We start from the raw sequence: 16932 nt of genomic DNA, 5'->3' as shown, positions 1-16932 counted from the left end.
ATACGATGGGGCGGTAGAAAAGTATGTGAAGTAATTGTGAAATATTTCACAAACTATAAAGTGATTATAATAGAACTATTCCCGAGGTGCTTAATAAAAGAAAAATGATGATTTTCTCTTCCTTTTTACAGTGGTGTTGCATCCCTTTTTGCCGAGCTTATGTTACAAACTAAAAGCCCCAGTCAAAAAGACTGGGGCTGCAGTTTATAAGGATTCTTTTATTACTTTTTTATAGTACAAAACAGACAAGATCCCAAATATCGAATAGAGTGCCGTGTAGAGGCCCATCACGAGGAGCATGGGTGTCCATAATTCCGTTCCGAATAAAAACCAGCCTGATTTGATGGCAAAATAGCTGTGAAGCAGTCCTGTAACAAGGGGGATACCGAAATTGTACATCTGCTTCAGCTGGATGCCCTTAAGGAGGTCGCCTTGAGTGTAGCCGAGTTTTCTTAGAATCGTATAGTGTTGGCGCTCACTTTCGCTTTCGTCCATTTGCTTGAAGTAGAGGATGCACCCGGATGTAATCAGGAAGGTTAATCCCAAGAATCCGACAATAAACATGGTGACACCCATAGTTTGTTTCTGTGAGGTACTCATCGCCAGTTGAGAATCATTACCGCCATTTTCAGCTAAATCGGTTTCGCTGAAAAGCTCGTTTGCCTTCTCTAGCTGCGCTTCATCTTTAATATTGACTCCGATGTAAAGAGAAGAAGGCTTCTGGATTTCTGGATCAAGCTCGTTTTTTAGGCGTTCAAAGATGGATTCATCCACCACGGCTACAGGAACCCCGCCGGCTGTGAAATACCATGAGATGTAATACTCTTTTTCTATTCCTAGATATTTTTGCGGAATCTCACTGGAATTGCTGAGTAAGGTCACCCTTCCTGAATCTTTTAAGGAAAGGAAGGACTGGAACATATCATTATATCCAGTAAACATAAGCTCATCTTCCTCAAGCTCGATTCCTTCTGCCGATCTTTCACTAATGACAGAGAATGTCACTCTCTCCGGATTCATATTCACCTGATCCATCTTAGTCTCCATAATGTCAGAGGCATCCAGGTTAACTTGGAGAACCTCGATCTTTTCCTCTGTAAAAGAAATTCCATTCTCCGCCATCAGGTCTTTAAACTGCTGAGCCTCCTCTCCAGTTGTAAAAGTAAAGTCTTCCGGCACACTGTTTTGAGCTGATTTTTCTGCAGAATAATACGAGATATAACTCAGTGAAAGAAGACCGATGGCGAGCGCAGATACAGTGGTGATGATTGTCAGAAGAAGAGCGTTTGATTTCATCTGGAACATGATGGAGGAAAGAGACAGCACCTCATAGATGTTCAAATAACCGTTTTTTCTGTTTCTGATCAGGTTGGCTATGAACCGGACAGATCCTTTATAAAAGAAGTACGTTCCAATGATCACACTGGCCAAGATGAAGGCCATCGCAAAGAATAATTGATTGATTGTCGTGAAATCTCCACCGAATAACTTGGAAGAAGTATAGTAGCCAGCAAGAATCAACAGCAGACCTAGAACACCCATGAGCACTTCCCATATGGAGATTTTCTTTACCCGCTCTTCTGTCGAGGAGGTCACTCTGAATAACGAAAGAATGCTCTGCCTCTTGATGAAGATATAGTTCATCAGCATAATCAGCAGATAGATCCCCGCAAACACGATCAAGGTCTGGATCAGCGCTCGTTGAGAAAAGTGAAGGGTGGCGATGGCATCGACTCCGGTCACTTTGAACAAAACCATGATGATCAGCTTTGAAAAAGAAAAGCCTATGAAGACGCCCGCAATAATGGAGCCGAAATAAAGGATAAAATTTTCAGCGCTGAGGAGGCGGAAAATCCGTCCCTTTGTCATCCCGATCAGTTGGAAAAGGCCGATCTCTTTGCTGCGCCTTTTGATAAAGATGTTATTGGCATAAAGCAGAAAAATGGAAACGATGGCCACAAGTAAAATGGATGCTGTCCGGACTGCTGCTGCGCCTTTTATCGTCCCTTTTGTTTCATCCATCGAAGGATCGAACTGCAATGTGACGAACGCAAAGTATAAGGCAACACTGAAAATCAAGGCGAAAACATACAGATAATAGTTCTTTAGATTTTTCTTCAGGTTGCGGAAGATAAGATCATTCATGCTCATACTGAACACCGCCTAGTACCGCCTGGGTCTTGATGATATCTTTGAAAAAGCTTTGCCGGGACTGTTCCCCTTTAATGAGCTGGGTATAAATCTGTCCGTCTTTTATGAAAATGACTCTGCTGCAGAAGCTTGCGGCAGTCGGGTCATGAGTGACCATTGCGATAGTTGCTTTTCTTTTCTGATTAAGATCGGAAAGCTTATTAAGGAGGTCGGAAGCGGACTTGGAATCCAGTGCCCCGGTCGGTTCATCGGCAAAAATGATGCTGGGTTCATGGATGAAGGCCCGTGCAGCTGATGTGCGCTGCTTTTGTCCGCCTGAAATTTCATTTGGATACTTATCCTTAATATCGTAGATTCCAAGCTCTTCCCCTAAAGCTTTGAATCTTTGCTCGGCTTCCTTCCGTGGTGTTTTTGTGATGGAAAGAGGCAGCAAAATGTTTTCTTTAACGGTCAGGGTATCGAGCAAATTATACTCTTGGAAGATGAACCCTAAGTGATTCTTCCGGAACTGAGCAAGCTGCTTTTCCTTGAGGGAGGTCATTTCATTGCCGTTGATGGTAATGCTGCCGCCGCTGACTGTATCGATGGATGACAAGACATTGAGCAGCGTTGTTTTTCCAGAACCAGAAGCGCCCATGATGCCGACAAATTCTCCTTCCCCGATGGAAAGGTCGATTCCTTTCAATACTTCTTGTTTATTGAATTTATTTCCGTAGCTTTTATGAACTTTGGCTGCTTCTAAAATATTCATCGCTTCAAACTCCTTTTGGTTGATACCTTCATTATAGAAAGGGGGAAGAGGAAATTCCTTCGAATCATCTAACAATAAGCAAAAGCATGTGACAGTTTTGTCACATGCTCCTGATGGTGGTGAAATCATTTTCCTTTGGGAAGGTGAGAGTGAAAGTGGTCCCCGCCCCTGGTGCTGATTTCACATGCAAATCTAAATGGAGCGGCTCGGCTGCCTTTTTGGCAAGGTAAAGTCCCATTCCGGTCGAAGCACTGTCTTGATGGTCAGTCGTAGAGGTAAACCCTTTATCATAAATCCTTGGAAGGTCTTTTGGATTGATCCCCCTACCTAAGTCCTGAATGCTCAGAATGATAGTGCCGTTTTCAAGATGACTATTAATCCTGATGTCTTCTTGATCACTGTATTTTACGGAATTGGATAAAATCTGCCTCAGGATGAAAGCAAGCCATTTGGCGTCACTTAACACTTCGCAAGCCTTTAAATCGATGTCAAACCCGATTCCTTTTTGAATGCACCAAGATTGAAGCATCTTGATTTCTCCATAGAGAAGTTCTTCAAGATCGGTCTTTTCTATGTAGAGATCATTTTCAATAAAGGAAATTCTTTTTTGATGAAGCTGCTGATCGAGAAGCATGTGGATCCGAAGCCATTCGTACGTCAAAGCGGATTTCAGGGGCTGATCCCCGACCCTGCCAATGATCAGATGCATGGCGGTAAGAGGTGTTTTCACTTCATGTATCCATGACAGGAGATCATCTTTTTCCTGTTCAAGCGTTAAATGGTTTTGAGAGGCTGATTTTCGCAGCGTTTCGCTTTGTCCAGCCAAGCTTTCTTCGACGATTTTTTCAAATGGGCTGCTGCCATTGACAAGGGTGGAAGGATCGAGGTCGTCCTCACGATCAATCAATTCTTTATAAAACTTGGTTTCTTTGTTGAATCGGATAACAAGAAAGATAGAAAAAATGAGCAGAGCCAGGAAAGTGAAATACATAATGGGCTGGAGCGGAATGGACGGGTCAATATAAGAGACAAAGATAAGGAATAGCAGGAAAAATAGATAGAGGAAAATCCAGCTGAGCCTTTCTCTTAGAAACAGCCGGATCATCTGTTATCCTCTTCCTTAGCAATATAGCCCTGGCCTACCTTCGTTTGAATGAAGCTTCCCAGCCCGATTTCCTGCAGGCGCTTCCGGAGACGGTTGACATTGACGGTGAGGGTGTTATCACTGATGAAGCGTTTATCATCCCATAGGCTTTCCATTAACTTTTCCCTGCTGACAATTTTATTTTTTTCTTCAATCAGAAGTTTCAGGATGAAGATTTCGTTCTTGGTCAGTTCTATGGCTCCCGACTCATTGGACACCATGTTTTTTTCATAATCCACTGTTGCTCCGTTCCATGTCTTAAGGTGGACGCTATCCGTATTATAGTTATACACCCGCCGCAGAGTAGCCTGGATCTTGGCAACCAATACTTCAAAATGAAAGGGTTTTTGGATGAAATCATCTGCTCCGAGCTGCATGGACATGACCATGTCTGTGGGATGGTCGCGGGAAGATAAAAAGATGATCGGCACATTGGAATGCGACCTTATCAGGCGGCACCAGTGAAAGCCGTCAAACTTGGGAAGCTGGATATCAATGATGACCAAGTCGGGTTTAAGTTCAGTGAATTCCTGGAGGACCATTGCAAAATCGCCGATACCATGAACTTCATAAGACCATTGAGACAAACGTTCTTTGATTTCTTGAAATAAGGTTAAATCGTCTTCGATAACGAGAATGTTAAACAATGTTTACACCACACAGTCGCCCGGATTTTACATTGATTATAACAAACTTTTCCGAGCAGCTATACATCAAATCAGGACCACGAAAAGCAGGGATGATGGGGGATCCCTGCTGATGGTTCGTGTTGAAAAGTTATGTGCCTGCCCAGAGTCCGAATATATTTCGTGGCAGAAGTGAGCAGTCAAATCTCTCTCAAAATCGGAAGTGAACAGCATCGGAAAGAACCGCCTGATTTAATAATCTCGGTGATATCTACTTCTATTACATCAAAGCCTCGATCGCGGAGTTGTTTATTCACTTCTTTATTGACAGGCAAGCTGAGAATTTTTTTGCTGCCTATTGATAGTAAATTTGTTCCCAGGGTGAATTGTTCTTCTTTAGAAACCTCGATCAGTTCATATCGGGAACCGAAAAATTCGATGTCCTGTTCCGTCAAGGCTTCGCGGAAAATAAGTGCTTCTGTGGGTGAAATAACATTGAAGACACAATCTAAGTGCAGGTATTCGGCTTTGAACTTGATTCCCTTCACTTCATAATGCGGCAGAATGCTCTGCAGGTGATCAACCGAACTTTGCGTAGTTCTGTCGCTGAGGCCTACATAAACGGTACCTTGATCAATGACAACATCTCCGCCTTCGATTCTGTCTTCTGCAAGATTGTAATAAGAAAGATCCTCATCCTCAAGCCATTGCTTCAATACAGTTTCTTCGCCTCTCCGGATATCACTGGCCATTCTGGCGACGAATACTGTCTGTCCCAAGGTGAACCCGATGTCACGGGTGAAAACCTGCTCATGGTATTTTTTATGATAAGGAAGAAGAGCCACTTCAACGCCATTATCTCTCAGGGTTTTAACAAACTGGCCGTGCTGTTCGACGGCTTTGTCAATATGTATCCCCTCATCCTTGAATTTCCTCTGAGTCTCATTGATGACATCACGGATTGTCATATAATGAGGCTCGCATAGAATGACCCGCTTTAATGTATCATACTCACTGCCGCAGTATGTTCTGTATTTCTCTTGAGAATCTGTACTCATAAGAACTCTCCTCATAAATGAATTTACCCTTAGGATAGACTGAACAGGGAGATAATATTTATCCTTTTTTGGCATTCCAACACACTACAGCACTAAAAGGGACTGTCCCTCTAAGTGCTTTAACGTGCTAAAATGTTTGGTAATGTTTTTCAAGAGTATACTGATTATCAAAGGTTGCAGGAATTTGTGATATAGTATGTATAACATGAAACCGTAAGTTTGATGCTTAAGGTTTTATTTCATAATAGAGAGTGGAGAGATTTATTATGTTGATGACCGAAGATCAATTCATGCTTCAAAAACTCCAGGATTTGTTTAAAGGCACTTCTGGGGATATAGATAGAGATATAATTAAGGCGCAGCAATATATGGATGGAATCAAGAATTTGATTGAGATATGCGGTGATGATCCGGATCGTGATGGTCTGCAGGAAACACCCTTCCGTGTACTAAAAGCATTCCTGGAGTATACAGAGGGCTATCGTGAAGACCCGAAAACGCATTTGGAAAAAGTGTTCGATGTTGACCATAAAGAATTAGTGATGGTAAAAGATATCGAGTTCCATTCGATGTGCGAGCATCATTTCGCTCCTTTCTTTGGTGTCGCCCACGTAGGCTATGTACCAGACAAAAAAATTACGGGCTTATCCAAAATCGGCCGCCTGGTTGAAGGGTATGCCAAGCGTTTTCAGGTACAGGAAAGACTGACGAATGAAATCGCTCAGGCGGTCGAGGAGGTTCTTGAGCCGCAAGGTGTGATGGTCGTGGTTGAAGCTAAACATATGTGCATGTGCGGCCGCGGCATCAAGAAGTCGACTGCTTCCACGACGACTACGGCGGTCAGGGGAATTTACTCAGAGAAGACGGAGAACAGGATGGAATTTCTATCCCTTTTGAATAGATAGCAGGGCCGATAAACCTAAATGATAATGTCGATAGTGCAGGTGAGAAAAATGAGACACGCAGTGATCACTGCCGGTTCCAAAGGGCTTGGGAAAAAAGTGACCGAGCAATTCCTTAAGCGGGGCTGCTCTGTGACGGTCAATTTCAGGAGCGATATTGAGAGGGTTGAACAGTTAAAACAAGAATGGGCTCCCTTTCTTGAGCAGCTTCAGTTTGTTCAAGGCGATATTACCAAAAAGGAAGATATCAAAAACATCATTGATCAAGCTATGGGCCGGTTTGGCCGCATTGATTATCTTGTCAATAACGCCGGTCCTTATATTTTTGAGCGCAAAAAACTGATTGATTATGAGGATCATGAGTGGGAAGAAATGATCAACGGGAATTTGACGGCCGTTTTTCATTTTCTGAAACTCGCTGTACCGATCATGAGAAGGCAAAAATTCGGCAGGATCGTCAATTATGGCTTCCAGGATGCCGAGCACTCACCTGGATGGATCTACCGTTCAGCCTTCAGTGCAGCAAAGGTGGGACTGGTTTCACTAACAAGATCCATTGCTTTGGAAGAAGCCGAGTATGGCATCACAGCTAATATGATATGCCCAGGCGACATCAGGGGTGAAATGAAAGAGTCTTCCATTGAATCTGCCAGGGGTCTGAAGGACGATCGGACGCCCATCGGCAGGTCTGGCACTGGGGAGGATATTTCACGTCTCGTCGGCTTCCTGTGTGATGAGAACTCTGACCTTATCACGGGAAGTGTCATCTCAGCCTCTGGAGGCATCAATGTTGTCAGCCGCAATGGGCTGCTGCATTCCTGAATTGTAAAAATCCCGCACTCTAACTTGTGCGGGATTTTTTGGTATGGAGCGAGGTACATCTGAAGCTGAAAAATGAAAGGTAATGTACCTCGCCCGGCAAGCGAGGTACATCAAATCGGGAAAACCAAAAGATAATGTACTTCGCCCGGGAAGCGAGGTACATCAAATCGGGAAAACCGAAAGATAATGTACTTTGCTCGGCAAGCGAGGTACATCAAAGTGGGAAAACCGAAAGAAGATGTCCCTCGCTCGGCAAAAACAGCGCTCCCCCCAACAAACCACTGCCCGGTCTATCTCACACTACCCGGCTCAAGAAACAGGCGCGCTCCAATCCTCAAGTCAGGCCGCTATATTTCATGATTAGCCGAGGGTGATGAGGACACATCCATATACTTAGCGCCCAAGCATGAAGTGAACAAAAAAACCTTCCCGCGAGAAGGTTTAAAAAGCTTAACTCAGTTTCTTAAGAAAAGGCTTTGGTGCATCAAGATTCTGCAGCGGCTTCTTCCGTCGGCTATCTTCCTCTCCGATCACTAAAGATGAGCAGTCGAGTGGAAAATCATATGGAATGAATTGACGGTAATCTTCAGGAAGCAGGTTAGCGTTTTTATAGCTGTGAGATACCATATGCGGATCAAATCCAGGCTGGCGTTTAATATGGTTGATGACCACTTTGCCAATTGTCCTGCCTAACCGGAGGCCCTCGCTATTGTCTGAAGGAAAATGAACGCCTCCAAAGAGCCTGCTGTCGGCATCATCTTCTGCTACTTTATTCAACTTGCGTGCCTCTCGTGGGAAGAAATAACTTAAAACAGTTTCTGCGCATCCGGACATGACGGCATGCCCAGAAGGATAAGTTGGGAAACGCGGCGTACAAATCAATGTTTCCAGTGTTTGGTCATACTGATTGGGCCTCGCCACATCCCATTTATACTTCAGATCCCAGGTGACGACCATGGCATCATTAACAGCTCCGTGGATGTAACCCTGTATCTGGGCTGCAGCAGTAGGGGAGACGTTATAGGTGTCGATCAGCCGGTCTATCACGGGTGTCCATTGTTTAGTAGGAACTCCGCTTCCATAATAGACAGCGATTTTTTTTTACGTTTCAGTCAGTGTATTCAAGGTCTTCTTGACCACTTTGAGCTCTCTTTCAAAATCGATCATATTCGGATGTTTGAGAAACCGCTCAACTTCCTTTCCTTCGGGAGTAACAATGTCCCCATCCAGCTGCCGCTTCAAGAAAAGAAGGGGCCATGAACCAGCAGAGGGTGTAACGGGATTCCCAGGGGGCCCGCTTTCCCCGGCATAGGGGGTTTCAGACCATAGTAAATAAGGTTCTCTCATATAAATTCACCTCCTTTCCTTATAGTATGAAGTTGGAGGGGCTGGGGAGTAGGTGGGAGTAATGGGGTTGACGAAAGAGAGTGAAAAATCCTGAATAACTTACACAGAGTATATGGACAATAAAGAAGTAAAAATTCCCCCGAAAAGAGGTAACGACAAATGCAGACCCATGATAATCAAGGATTCTCCCATGACGAATTCAAGCTATCGAAGTCAGGGTTTGACCCGAACATGCCCGGCCACATGAACCAGCATTCAAATGAAATGATCCTAAGACAGGAGCCTCGAACAGCCAGAAAGGAAGGAAGCGGAATAAGCCTTCCTTATGAAACCAGGCTGGAGATGGGATTGATGCTTGATGAACATTTGTGTGCTTTAAACGTGGCGTTACATCAATACACCAAGCATCATTGGCTCACAGAAGGTGCCGAATCATTTGGAAGTCTTCATCATATTCTGGATGAACATATCGATGTAACTGAGAAGCACATTGATATGGTAGGTGAGCGTGTTGCAAGGCTTGGTGTCGTGCCTACTGCCCATCCTGTTACACAGCATGAAATTTCCTATATTAAACACGAAGTGGAAGGCCGTTACACAATGAGGGATTACCTTCGCAATGATCTGGAACATGAGATCAAAATTCAGGGTATGATGAGAAAAACAATCAAGCGTGCGCACGAGCTAAATGACTTTGGTACAGTTCAGGTTTTGGAAGAAGTTCTTTTGAAAAGAGAAGACTTTGGATATCACCTCTGGAGCCTTCTTGAAGATGATACCCTGGTCCGCGGCATGACGCATCTTTTGGACGGCAAGGAGGATATCGCTAACAACCGCCATCTTAATGACAACCTTCCAAATTGACCTTGAATTGACAGGGTACTTTTCTTAACTCTTAGAACCCCTTTTGAAAAGGCTCTTTTCTTTGGTACTACTTCTGAAGAAATATCAATATTTGGAAATGGGAATCCTGATCTTGGGATTTTCCCGAAAGCAGCAATATACGAAAACAGGTTGTGAAAAGTGGTGACTCCCCATCACTTTATAAAAATCAAAAACCTGCTTCCTTGTCTGGAAGCAGGTTTTTATTTAGTATCGGTTGCTTTCTTTAACAAACTCCACATAAAATTTTACGGCATTAAGGTAATTCTCTGTGCTGACATGCTCATTGGTGCCGTGCATCCGGTTAAGGTCTTCGGAAGTGATCTGGACAGGGAGAAAGCGGTACGTATTATCGGCAACACTGTCATAATGTTTAGCATCCGATCCGGCAACCATCAGGTAGGGGGCGATGACAGCCTCGCTGTAAACATTCCTGGCTGCCTGCTGTATGGCATTGAACGGCTTGCCTTTCAATGAAGATACCTTTGTTGCTTCGCTCCCCGTCACTTCAACGGCTATGGCATCATCCTCAATAGTTTTTTCAATGAATTCTTTTACATCTTCCAAAGAGTCACCAGGCATGAGGCGGAGGTTGATGATGGCACTTGCTTCCTCAGGGAGGGCATTGTATTGTTCCCCGGCCTGGAAAATCGTTGGAGCGATTGTCGTTCTGATTAGTGCTGCAGAAGCAGGCTCATTTAATAAAACTTCCTCAATGATTGGTTCAAAAATAAATTTATTAGAAAATATATATTTCATCCCGAAATTCATTTCGGGGGCCGCATATTCAAATAAATCTTCTCCCGGCCCTTTAAGGTCCTCTGGGAACTGGGTTTCCTCCAATTTGGCTATGGCACCGGCAATTCTGCCGATATTGGTCTGGCTCTGCGGCTGGGAGGAATGTCCACCGCTGCCCTCGATTGAAAGTTTTGCAGTCGCCGATCCTTTTTCCGAAATGCCTACTACACCAACGGGAGCCTTGACACCCGGTACCATGTTTTCCACTATGGCACCTCCTTCATCGAGGACAAAATCAAACTGCACGCCTCTTTCCTTCAGTAACGCTGCAATGGCCATTGCCCCTTCTTCTCCGCCGATTTCTTCATCATGCCCGAACATGAAGTACATATCTCTTTCAGGCTGAAACCCTTCGTCTATCAGATGCTCAAGGGCTTGCAGAATTCCGATCACCCCGATTTTATCGTCGAGAGTGCCCCGTCCCCAGATCTTATCCCCCGAAACCGTGCCGCTGAAAGGGTCATGATCCCAGTTTTCCTCGGTACCTTGCAGGACAGGAACTACATCATAATGGCTGGTCAAGCCGATCGGTTTTTTCGAAGAATCATTGCCTTTCCAGGTATATAGGAGTGCATAATCATTGACTCTTTCCAGGTCCAATTCACGATGAACAGAGGGATAGGTGCGATCTAAAAAATCGATGAAGCGCTGGAACTCTTCAAGTTCAAATTTACTGCGGTCTTGATAAGAAATGGTTTTGTAGGTTATGGCCTCAGAGAGGTTTTTAATAGCTTTTTCTTCATCAAAGTTGATTTTTTCAGGATCTGGAACAGGTTGTTTAGATTGAATGGTAAAAAAGTTGAAAGCGGTTACAATCAGAAAAAGCGTAATGAGACTGCCAATAATTAAAGATGCTAGCTTCCAGATTTTCATTGGGGAACCTCCCTTTTAACTATAGTTTAATGCAGTTGCTGAGGATTGGAAATGGAATTCTGCAATAGAGTTTTCGACAGAGTTCTTTTTTAAAGGCTGTTTCCGCAAGGCTCTTTTCGTAAACATTGTTGCTATTTTAAATGAACACTGAAAAATAACACTATTATTTACAGGGAATATCCTGTGGTAAGCAAAAGTAAATGTTGCTTTAACGGAATTTCACCTTCAACTCTCTTTACGTATGAGGATCTTCGCTGCAGGCGGAAGATCTCATGCGGGACTAGCGGGCATCTATTTGCAGCGCCCAGCCCCTCGGGGTCAAATAACCCGCATCGAAAAAAAGGAAAGACCGCCTTTTTTTCGATACGGAACATTTACTTCCCTGACTCCTCCTTGCGATAAGTCATCATCGAATCGCTGTCGCTCTCCGTGATTCCTTTATCTCATGCGAGTGTCCTAAAATCTGTACGCCGCTGAGCGGGGCCTTTCCCCTTTATATAGATAAGTCATCTAGATCATTTCCTTACAAATTGAGAGGCAGTTATGAGAAAAAGTCGGGTTCTGGACTTTTTCTGTGCTTAATTGAATTCCAATTTAAATCGCTATTTTTAATTATAGGGAAATGATCATCGAATCGCTAACGCTCTTCGTGATTTCTTTATCTCATACGAGAGCCCATAAATCTGTACGTCGCTGAACGGCCGCTTCCTCTTTTGCTTCACCGCCCGCCCGGAGCGGAAATCCATTACCTATCATTTGCAGCAATCTTTGCGGAAACAGCCTTCCGCAAAGATTGAGCCTATTTTAAAATAATGGATTTCTGCTCCAATCTTTCTACTGGAAATGGGGAGGAGGATAAAGTAGCATTCAAAAGCAACAATCCCTTAGAAAAGTGCCTTTATAATAGAAAAAAGCCTGAGGAATCCTCAAGCTTTCTAATTTGTACTATTTAATGCCCCTCATAAACTTTTGGATAATAGGGGCGATGACGAACAAAATGATACCCAGCAGTATGGCTGCGCCTCCGATGGACCCAAAGTAAAGGGTTTCGTTAGCGGGGGTATAGAACTTAACAAGCTGTGCGTTCAATGCTTGTGCCGCAGCGCTTGCCAGGAACCAGACGCTCATTGTCTGAGCTGAGAAGGCGACGGGCGCAAGTTTAGTGGTTGCAGAAAGTCCCACTGGTGAAATAAGAAGTTCACCCAACACAACGATAAAGTAGCTGAGAACCAGCCATAAAGGACTTACAAGTGCATCTCCGCTGATGTAGCCCGGGATAAGGATGACTAGGAAAGAAAGCCCGGCAAACAATAATCCCATAGAGAATTTTTGCGGAATATTTGGCTGGCGGTCACCCAGTTTCACCCACATCCAAGCAAAGACAGGTGCCAGAATGATGATGAATAGGGGGTTCAAAGATTGAAACCATGCTGGAGAAATCGTGATTCCTGCAAATTCAAGATCCGTTCTTTTATCAGCATAGCTGGCCAGGATGGTTGAGCCCTGTTCCTGGATTGCCCAGAACATCACAGCTGCAATGAACAACGGGATATAGGCGATGACCCGTGAGCGCTCTACTTCCGTTGTTTTTGGGCTGAAGTACATAGCTAGGAAATAAAGAGTCGGAATCAAGATCCCTAAGAATCCAATCAGGTTAATAAACATATTGACCGTGAACAAACCGTTTGGAATCAAGTACGCCAGCAGTCCACCCACAAGAATAACCGTTATGGCAATGATAGTGGAGTACTTTTTCTTCTCAGAAGATGTCAGCGGGTTTCCGACATACGTTCCTGCCAACCCTAAGTTTTTCTTCTTTGTAATAACAAAAACGATTAATCCCAGCAGCATTCCGACTGCTGCAGCTCCAAAGCCCCAGTGAAAGCCGTAGGAATCTGAAAGGGCCCCTGTAATCAGCGGAGACAGGAAGGCCCCAAGGTTGATCCCCATATAGAAAAGGCTGAACCCGGCGTCGCGCCGGCTGTCGCTTTCTGGATACATTTCACCGACGACACTGGACACGTTTGGCTTTAACAGGCCTGTACCAATGACAATGAACACCATTGACACAAAAAACATGGAAAGGCTTCCAGGGATCGCTAAAGCAATATGACCGAACATGATCAATATTCCACCGTAGAATATTGCCTTAGATGTGCCGAATACCCGGTCAGCCAGCCAGCCTCCGATGACACCGGACATATAAACCAAAGCACCATAGATGGACATAATGGAAAGGGCAAGGTTTTCATCCAATCCAAGGCCGCCTTCTGATACCTCATAATACATGTAGAATACAAGAATGGCTCTCATGCCATAGTAAGAAAATCTCTCCCAGAACTCTGTGAAAAATAACGTGAAGAGTCCTTTAGGGTGCCCGAAGAATCCTTTTTGCGGGACACTCTCGACAATCTTCTGTTTATCTGATTTAGACATATGTGTACCTCCTCTGAAAATACTTTACTATAATAATTACTTTTTTTGTCATTGTCAAAATACTTAAAAGTATGACTAGTGAAAGTATTGAGAATAAAAGAAAATTATAGGTAATTGATCATAGTTCTCTTCTGTTATTTGATAATTATTATTATTTTTAAATAATGATTCAGGGGAGTATACACCTATATATTCATAAGGGAAAATCAGAATAAATCAAAAGATCCCTGGTCCTAAGCCGGCCAGGGATCTTCTGAAAATTATTCTATTTTAGATAAAATGCTTCTTTTGTAGGTTTTTTAATCGTTACTAAAAATGACCTTACATAACAGTACTTATTAACCTCACCAAAAGGGCTTTGCCTTGGAAGGGTCAGAATTAAGCTTCATCTTACCGCTATAGAAGCCGTGATCGGAAGGCATAGGTATTGGTGCAAATCTGATGATGCCTGTATAGGTCTTTCCGTCTTTATCGTATTGGTAAGCACCATCACTGTCCCCGATATTTTGCCCGTATATGCCGTATTTCTCTTGAACGGCGGGCGGCTGTAAATCTGCAGGAAATTCAACGATGAGCTGATACCTTTTTTCAGTATCTCCTCTTTTGAGAACGATTAAGAAGGTACCGTCCTCTCCAACTTCCCCTGTGTCAGTCAGTATGAATTCTTCTAAGGGTTGTGCTGTGGCATCCATAACTTGTTCGATTGCAGCGGCATCTGGATATTCCTTCAGGCCAGCCTGGATGACGCTTCCCTCAGGCAGGTTTGTTTGACCGCGGACCACCATTCTTTTATCAAAACGCACGTTAGACTCCATGATAATAGTTTCGTTTCCTGACGCGATTTGAGGTGCCTCTTCTTCTTCGGCCAGGGCTTCATCCACCAGGACCACCCGGCAGCCGGCCGCCATTAGAAGAACAGAAACCAACACCAAAAGGGATACAGCTTTTTTTAACATGCCTGTTTCTCCTTATCAGCAAAGGAAAAGTCTTCTCTTTGAGGCTGATGAGTGGCAGCTGGCGTGCTTGTCCGTCTGTTTTTCTTCCTTAGGCGCTTCAGGCCGACAGTGTTGCCTTCAATAAGTACAGACCTTAATACTGAGCTGATCTCATTTACACAATAAATGGATACTGCAAAGAAAAGGAGCGGACCCAATACGATATAAGGTTTGATGAAAACCTGCTGGATGTTGATACTGATTGTGGCAGCCCATTCATTTATGGCTGAAAAATATACAGGAATGCTTTCCATGATACCGAACTCTGCGGTCATCAGTCCGCCCAGACAGATTTTTAAGATTCCAAGCTGGATCAAAAGAAGAAGAGTTTGAGACAGCTGTTCAGAAAATAGAACAATAGAGTGCCGGCCGTAGTGAGGCAGTAAATGTTTCTTGATCAAGTGAAAGCGGCTGGCCCCCATTTGTCTTGAAACATCCACGAATTCCTGCTTCATGAAATCATTCATCCCCTGTCCAACATACATGCCAAGGGAAGGAATGACGATGAGGGCAATGACGACTACTTCAATAATCAAAAAGCGCATGCTTGTAAGTGCCTGTGCTTCGTAAGCCGCTTGAAGCGGGTACAGCAGGATGTAACCGACAATGGCAAGCGGAATGAAATTGAATGTATCCCAAAAACCTTTAAAACCGGATCTCAGCCATGACGGCATGAAAGCATACAGAAGTCCTGTCGCAAAGCCGCCTGCCATCCTCAGCAATGCGATGGCCAGGGCACCAAGCAAAGTATACTTCGCACCATCGATAAGCAGCAGGAAAATATTTCTTCCCAGCCTGTCACTTCCCATAGGAGGCATTTCTGAAGGAGAATAAGGCGCTGCAGCAATGACTTTAGAGGTTTCAGGATCTGTTATATATGGCGGTCCTTCAGCCTGTAGATCCGGATAGATGACAGGAACGATAAAGCTTCCTGCAATCATGCCCGCCAGGATGACAAAGGGTATCCAGAACCGGAAAGATTTGAAAATACTCATACCTCAACTTCCCCTCCAATCGTCTTGGTTAAAAGAACCTGCCCTATGCTGAAGATGATGAAAAATGGCACGTAAATCATCAGCATGCCAATGAAGAACGCACTTGGTTCTGCAGTAGCTGTTTTTAGCAGAACAAACATAAATCCATTAATATTAAACAATATTTCGATGATGAGCAGATTAGAAAGCATCAATAAGAAAATCGGTTTGATGTGATAATAAAATTGAACCCAGACGTTCCGAAACAAATGAACCCACAAAGTATAAGCCTTTGAAAACCCTTTGGAAAATGAGTATTCAACGTATGGCTTGTCTTCTTCCTCTCTTATCTGAAAAAGGAAATGTTTTGTAAGAAAGGCAATTGGCAGGACAGCCAGGCAGACAATCGGCAGCACATAGATTTTGTCTTCGCCCAGCTTGTAGATATCAAACATGAGGATATCCGTCTTCTTGAAAAGCCAAATGATGAATAATTGCAGAAGTACAACAATCATCACATCCGGAAGGGAATCAAATAAATCAAGAATACGCATGCATACCCGTTTTGCCCAACGTGGCAGGAACATGATCAGATAGCTGACGACAGCCGAAACGACGACAGCGATGGAAAAGGCTGTTACCAGAAGAAGGAACGAGTACCCGAACAGTTGTAACAGCATCGGGAATATCGGATAACTTTTTCCGTTATCATCAACGATAATGGAAATGGATCCGGGATTCAGTACATCATGGAAGATTTGCTTCAGCGTATGAAGGTACTTGGCAATATGTATGACGAGTTCATGATCATAGAAAAGCAGTGAACCGGCTGCACTAAATAGAAATAACCCTGCACATGTCAGTAGGAACTGAACAGGCAGCCACAATATTTTACTCAAGGGAAAGCCTCCTTTTTTATCGATAAGGCAGTGGATAACTGCCGTTTCTAAATGCGTAGAAAATTTTAATATTCACTTCCATGGTTGACTTTAACTATGCTCTTTCCTCGTCGAGCTTCAGCGCCCAGCTCCTCGGGGTCAAATAACCCGCAGAGAATAAAAGGAAAGACCGCCTTTTTTTCTCTGCGGAACATTTGCCTGTCGGAGCTGGACAAGGCGCTTTCGCTTTTGATCCGTCGAGCTTCAGCGCCTAGCCCCTCGGGGTCAAATAACC

At 43.9% G+C, this 16932-nt stretch carries 15 protein-coding genes; 3 read left to right on the top strand and 12 right to left on the bottom strand.

Annotated features, from left to right (window positions below):
- Positions 1 to 204: 204 nt before the first annotated feature.
- The 5 genes from FZC78_RS09280 to FZC78_RS09260 all read right to left on the bottom strand — a co-directional run bounded on the left by FZC78_RS09280 (position 205) and on the right by FZC78_RS09260 (position 5730).
- Entirely contained in the window at positions 205 to 2151 is a 1947-nt protein-coding gene (locus FZC78_RS09280; protein WP_148939404.1) for an FtsX-like permease family protein, read from the bottom strand.
- Positions 2138 to 2902: an ABC transporter ATP-binding protein gene (locus FZC78_RS09275; protein WP_148939403.1), complete on the bottom strand. Its 765-nt coding sequence runs from the start codon at positions 2900 to 2902 to the stop codon at positions 2138 to 2140. The genes FZC78_RS09280 and FZC78_RS09275 overlap by 14 nt, the downstream gene beginning before the upstream one ends.
- Before the next feature lie 100 nt (positions 2903 to 3002).
- The gene (locus FZC78_RS09270; RefSeq protein ID WP_148939402.1) at positions 3003 to 4007 is read right to left on the bottom strand and encodes a sensor histidine kinase; all 1005 of its coding nucleotides are present in this window, start codon (positions 4005 to 4007) and stop codon (positions 3003 to 3005) included.
- Entirely contained in the window at positions 4004 to 4693 is a 690-nt protein-coding gene (locus tag FZC78_RS09265) for a response regulator transcription factor (RefSeq protein WP_148939401.1), read from the bottom strand. Before FZC78_RS09265 ends, FZC78_RS09270 begins: the two co-directional genes overlap by 4 nt.
- Before the next feature lie 179 nt (positions 4694 to 4872).
- Positions 4873 to 5730, bottom strand: a complete 858-nt coding sequence (locus FZC78_RS09260) for a dimethylarginine dimethylaminohydrolase family protein (protein ID WP_148939400.1) — start codon at positions 5728 to 5730, stop codon at positions 4873 to 4875.
- Between the two features lie 290 nt (positions 5731 to 6020).
- Between FZC78_RS09260 and folE the strand changes: the two genes are divergently transcribed.
- Together folE and FZC78_RS09250 are read left to right on the top strand one after the other, a co-directional pair.
- Complete coding sequence (gene folE, locus FZC78_RS09255; protein ID WP_426898246.1) at positions 6021 to 6635, top strand: GTP cyclohydrolase I FolE; 615 nt, start codon at positions 6021 to 6023, stop codon at positions 6633 to 6635.
- A 48-nt stretch (positions 6636 to 6683) separates the two neighbouring features.
- On the top strand, positions 6684 to 7454 hold the full coding sequence (locus FZC78_RS09250; RefSeq protein ID WP_148939398.1) for an SDR family oxidoreductase: 771 nt from the start codon (positions 6684 to 6686) through the stop codon (positions 7452 to 7454).
- Between the two features lie 450 nt (positions 7455 to 7904).
- On the opposite strand, the gene FZC78_RS09245 is transcribed toward FZC78_RS09250, so the two are convergent.
- Both FZC78_RS09245 and FZC78_RS24260 read right to left on the bottom strand, forming a co-directional pair.
- Positions 7905 to 8501: a vanadium-dependent haloperoxidase gene (locus FZC78_RS09245; protein WP_252183562.1), complete on the bottom strand. Its 597-nt coding sequence runs from the start codon at positions 8499 to 8501 to the stop codon at positions 7905 to 7907.
- A 54-nt stretch (positions 8502 to 8555) separates the two neighbouring features.
- Positions 8556 to 8801, bottom strand: a complete 246-nt coding sequence (locus FZC78_RS24260; protein WP_252183561.1) for a hypothetical protein — start codon at positions 8799 to 8801, stop codon at positions 8556 to 8558.
- Positions 8802 to 8960: 159 nt separating this feature from the next.
- Between FZC78_RS24260 and FZC78_RS09240 the strand changes: the two genes are divergently transcribed.
- A complete protein-coding gene (locus FZC78_RS09240; protein WP_148939397.1) occupies positions 8961 to 9665 on the top strand; it encodes a Dps family protein in 705 nt (234 codons plus the stop codon).
- 225 nt (positions 9666 to 9890) lie between these two features.
- On the opposite strand, the gene FZC78_RS09235 is transcribed toward FZC78_RS09240, so the two are convergent.
- The 5 genes from FZC78_RS09235 to FZC78_RS09210 all read right to left on the bottom strand — a co-directional run bounded on the left by FZC78_RS09235 (position 9891) and on the right by FZC78_RS09210 (position 16658).
- Complete coding sequence (locus FZC78_RS09235; protein ID WP_148939396.1) at positions 9891 to 11354, bottom strand: M20 family peptidase; 1464 nt, start codon at positions 11352 to 11354, stop codon at positions 9891 to 9893.
- A gap of 945 nt (positions 11355 to 12299) precedes the next feature.
- A complete protein-coding gene (locus FZC78_RS09225) occupies positions 12300 to 13790 on the bottom strand; it encodes a peptide MFS transporter (protein WP_148939394.1) in 1491 nt (496 codons plus the stop codon).
- Between the two features lie 344 nt (positions 13791 to 14134).
- On the bottom strand, positions 14135 to 14746 hold the full coding sequence (locus FZC78_RS09220) for a hypothetical protein (RefSeq protein ID WP_148939393.1): 612 nt from the start codon (positions 14744 to 14746) through the stop codon (positions 14135 to 14137).
- The gene (locus tag FZC78_RS09215) at positions 14740 to 15780 is read right to left on the bottom strand and encodes an ABC transporter permease subunit (protein WP_148939392.1); all 1041 of its coding nucleotides are present in this window, start codon (positions 15778 to 15780) and stop codon (positions 14740 to 14742) included. Before FZC78_RS09215 ends, FZC78_RS09220 begins: the two co-directional genes overlap by 7 nt.
- Positions 15777 to 16658 (bottom strand): ABC transporter permease subunit, encoded by an 882-nt coding sequence (locus FZC78_RS09210; RefSeq protein ID WP_148939391.1) that lies wholly within the window; start codon positions 16656 to 16658, stop codon positions 15777 to 15779. The genes FZC78_RS09215 and FZC78_RS09210 overlap by 4 nt, the downstream gene beginning before the upstream one ends.
- Between the last annotated feature and the right edge of the window lie 274 nt (positions 16659 to 16932).

Source organism: Rossellomorea vietnamensis, assembly GCF_008180415.1.
GTDB classification, from domain to species: Bacteria; Bacillota; Bacilli; order Bacillales; family Bacillaceae_B; genus Rossellomorea; species Rossellomorea vietnamensis_C.
Note: the sequence above shows the minus strand (reverse complement) of the source record. Positions and strands in the feature narration are given on the sequence as shown.

Bases quoted from the DNA above. Each gene is read 5' to 3' on its own strand.
- FZC78_RS09280 (WP_148939404.1), bottom strand. From the start codon at position 2,151: ATGAGCATGAATGATCTTATCTTCCGCAACCTGAAGAAAAATCTAAAG.
- FZC78_RS09275 (WP_148939403.1), bottom strand. From the start codon at position 2,902: ATGAATATTTTAGAAGCAGCCAAAGTTCATAAAAGCTACGGAAATAAA.
- FZC78_RS09270 (WP_148939402.1), bottom strand. From the start codon at position 4,007: ATGATCCGGCTGTTTCTAAGAGAAAGGCTCAGCTGGATTTTCCTCTAT.
- FZC78_RS09260 (WP_148939400.1), bottom strand. From the start codon at position 5,730: ATGAGTACAGATTCTCAAGAGAAATACAGAACATACTGCGGCAGTGAG.
- folE (WP_426898246.1), top strand. From the start codon at position 6,021: ATGCTTCAAAAACTCCAGGATTTGTTTAAAGGCACTTCTGGGGATATA.
- FZC78_RS09250 (WP_148939398.1), top strand. From the start codon at position 6,684: ATGAGACACGCAGTGATCACTGCCGGTTCCAAAGGGCTTGGGAAAAAA.
- FZC78_RS24260 (WP_252183561.1), bottom strand. From the start codon at position 8,801: ATGAGAGAACCTTATTTACTATGGTCTGAAACCCCCTATGCCGGGGAA.
- FZC78_RS09240 (WP_148939397.1), top strand. From the start codon at position 8,961: ATGCAGACCCATGATAATCAAGGATTCTCCCATGACGAATTCAAGCTA.
- FZC78_RS09235 (WP_148939396.1), bottom strand. From the start codon at position 11,354: ATGAAAATCTGGAAGCTAGCATCTTTAATTATTGGCAGTCTCATTACG.
- FZC78_RS09225 (WP_148939394.1), bottom strand. From the start codon at position 13,790: ATGTCTAAATCAGATAAACAGAAGATTGTCGAGAGTGTCCCGCAAAAA.
- FZC78_RS09220 (WP_148939393.1), bottom strand. From the start codon at position 14,746: ATGTTAAAAAAAGCTGTATCCCTTTTGGTGTTGGTTTCTGTTCTTCTA.
- FZC78_RS09215 (WP_148939392.1), bottom strand. From the start codon at position 15,780: ATGAGTATTTTCAAATCTTTCCGGTTCTGGATACCCTTTGTCATCCTG.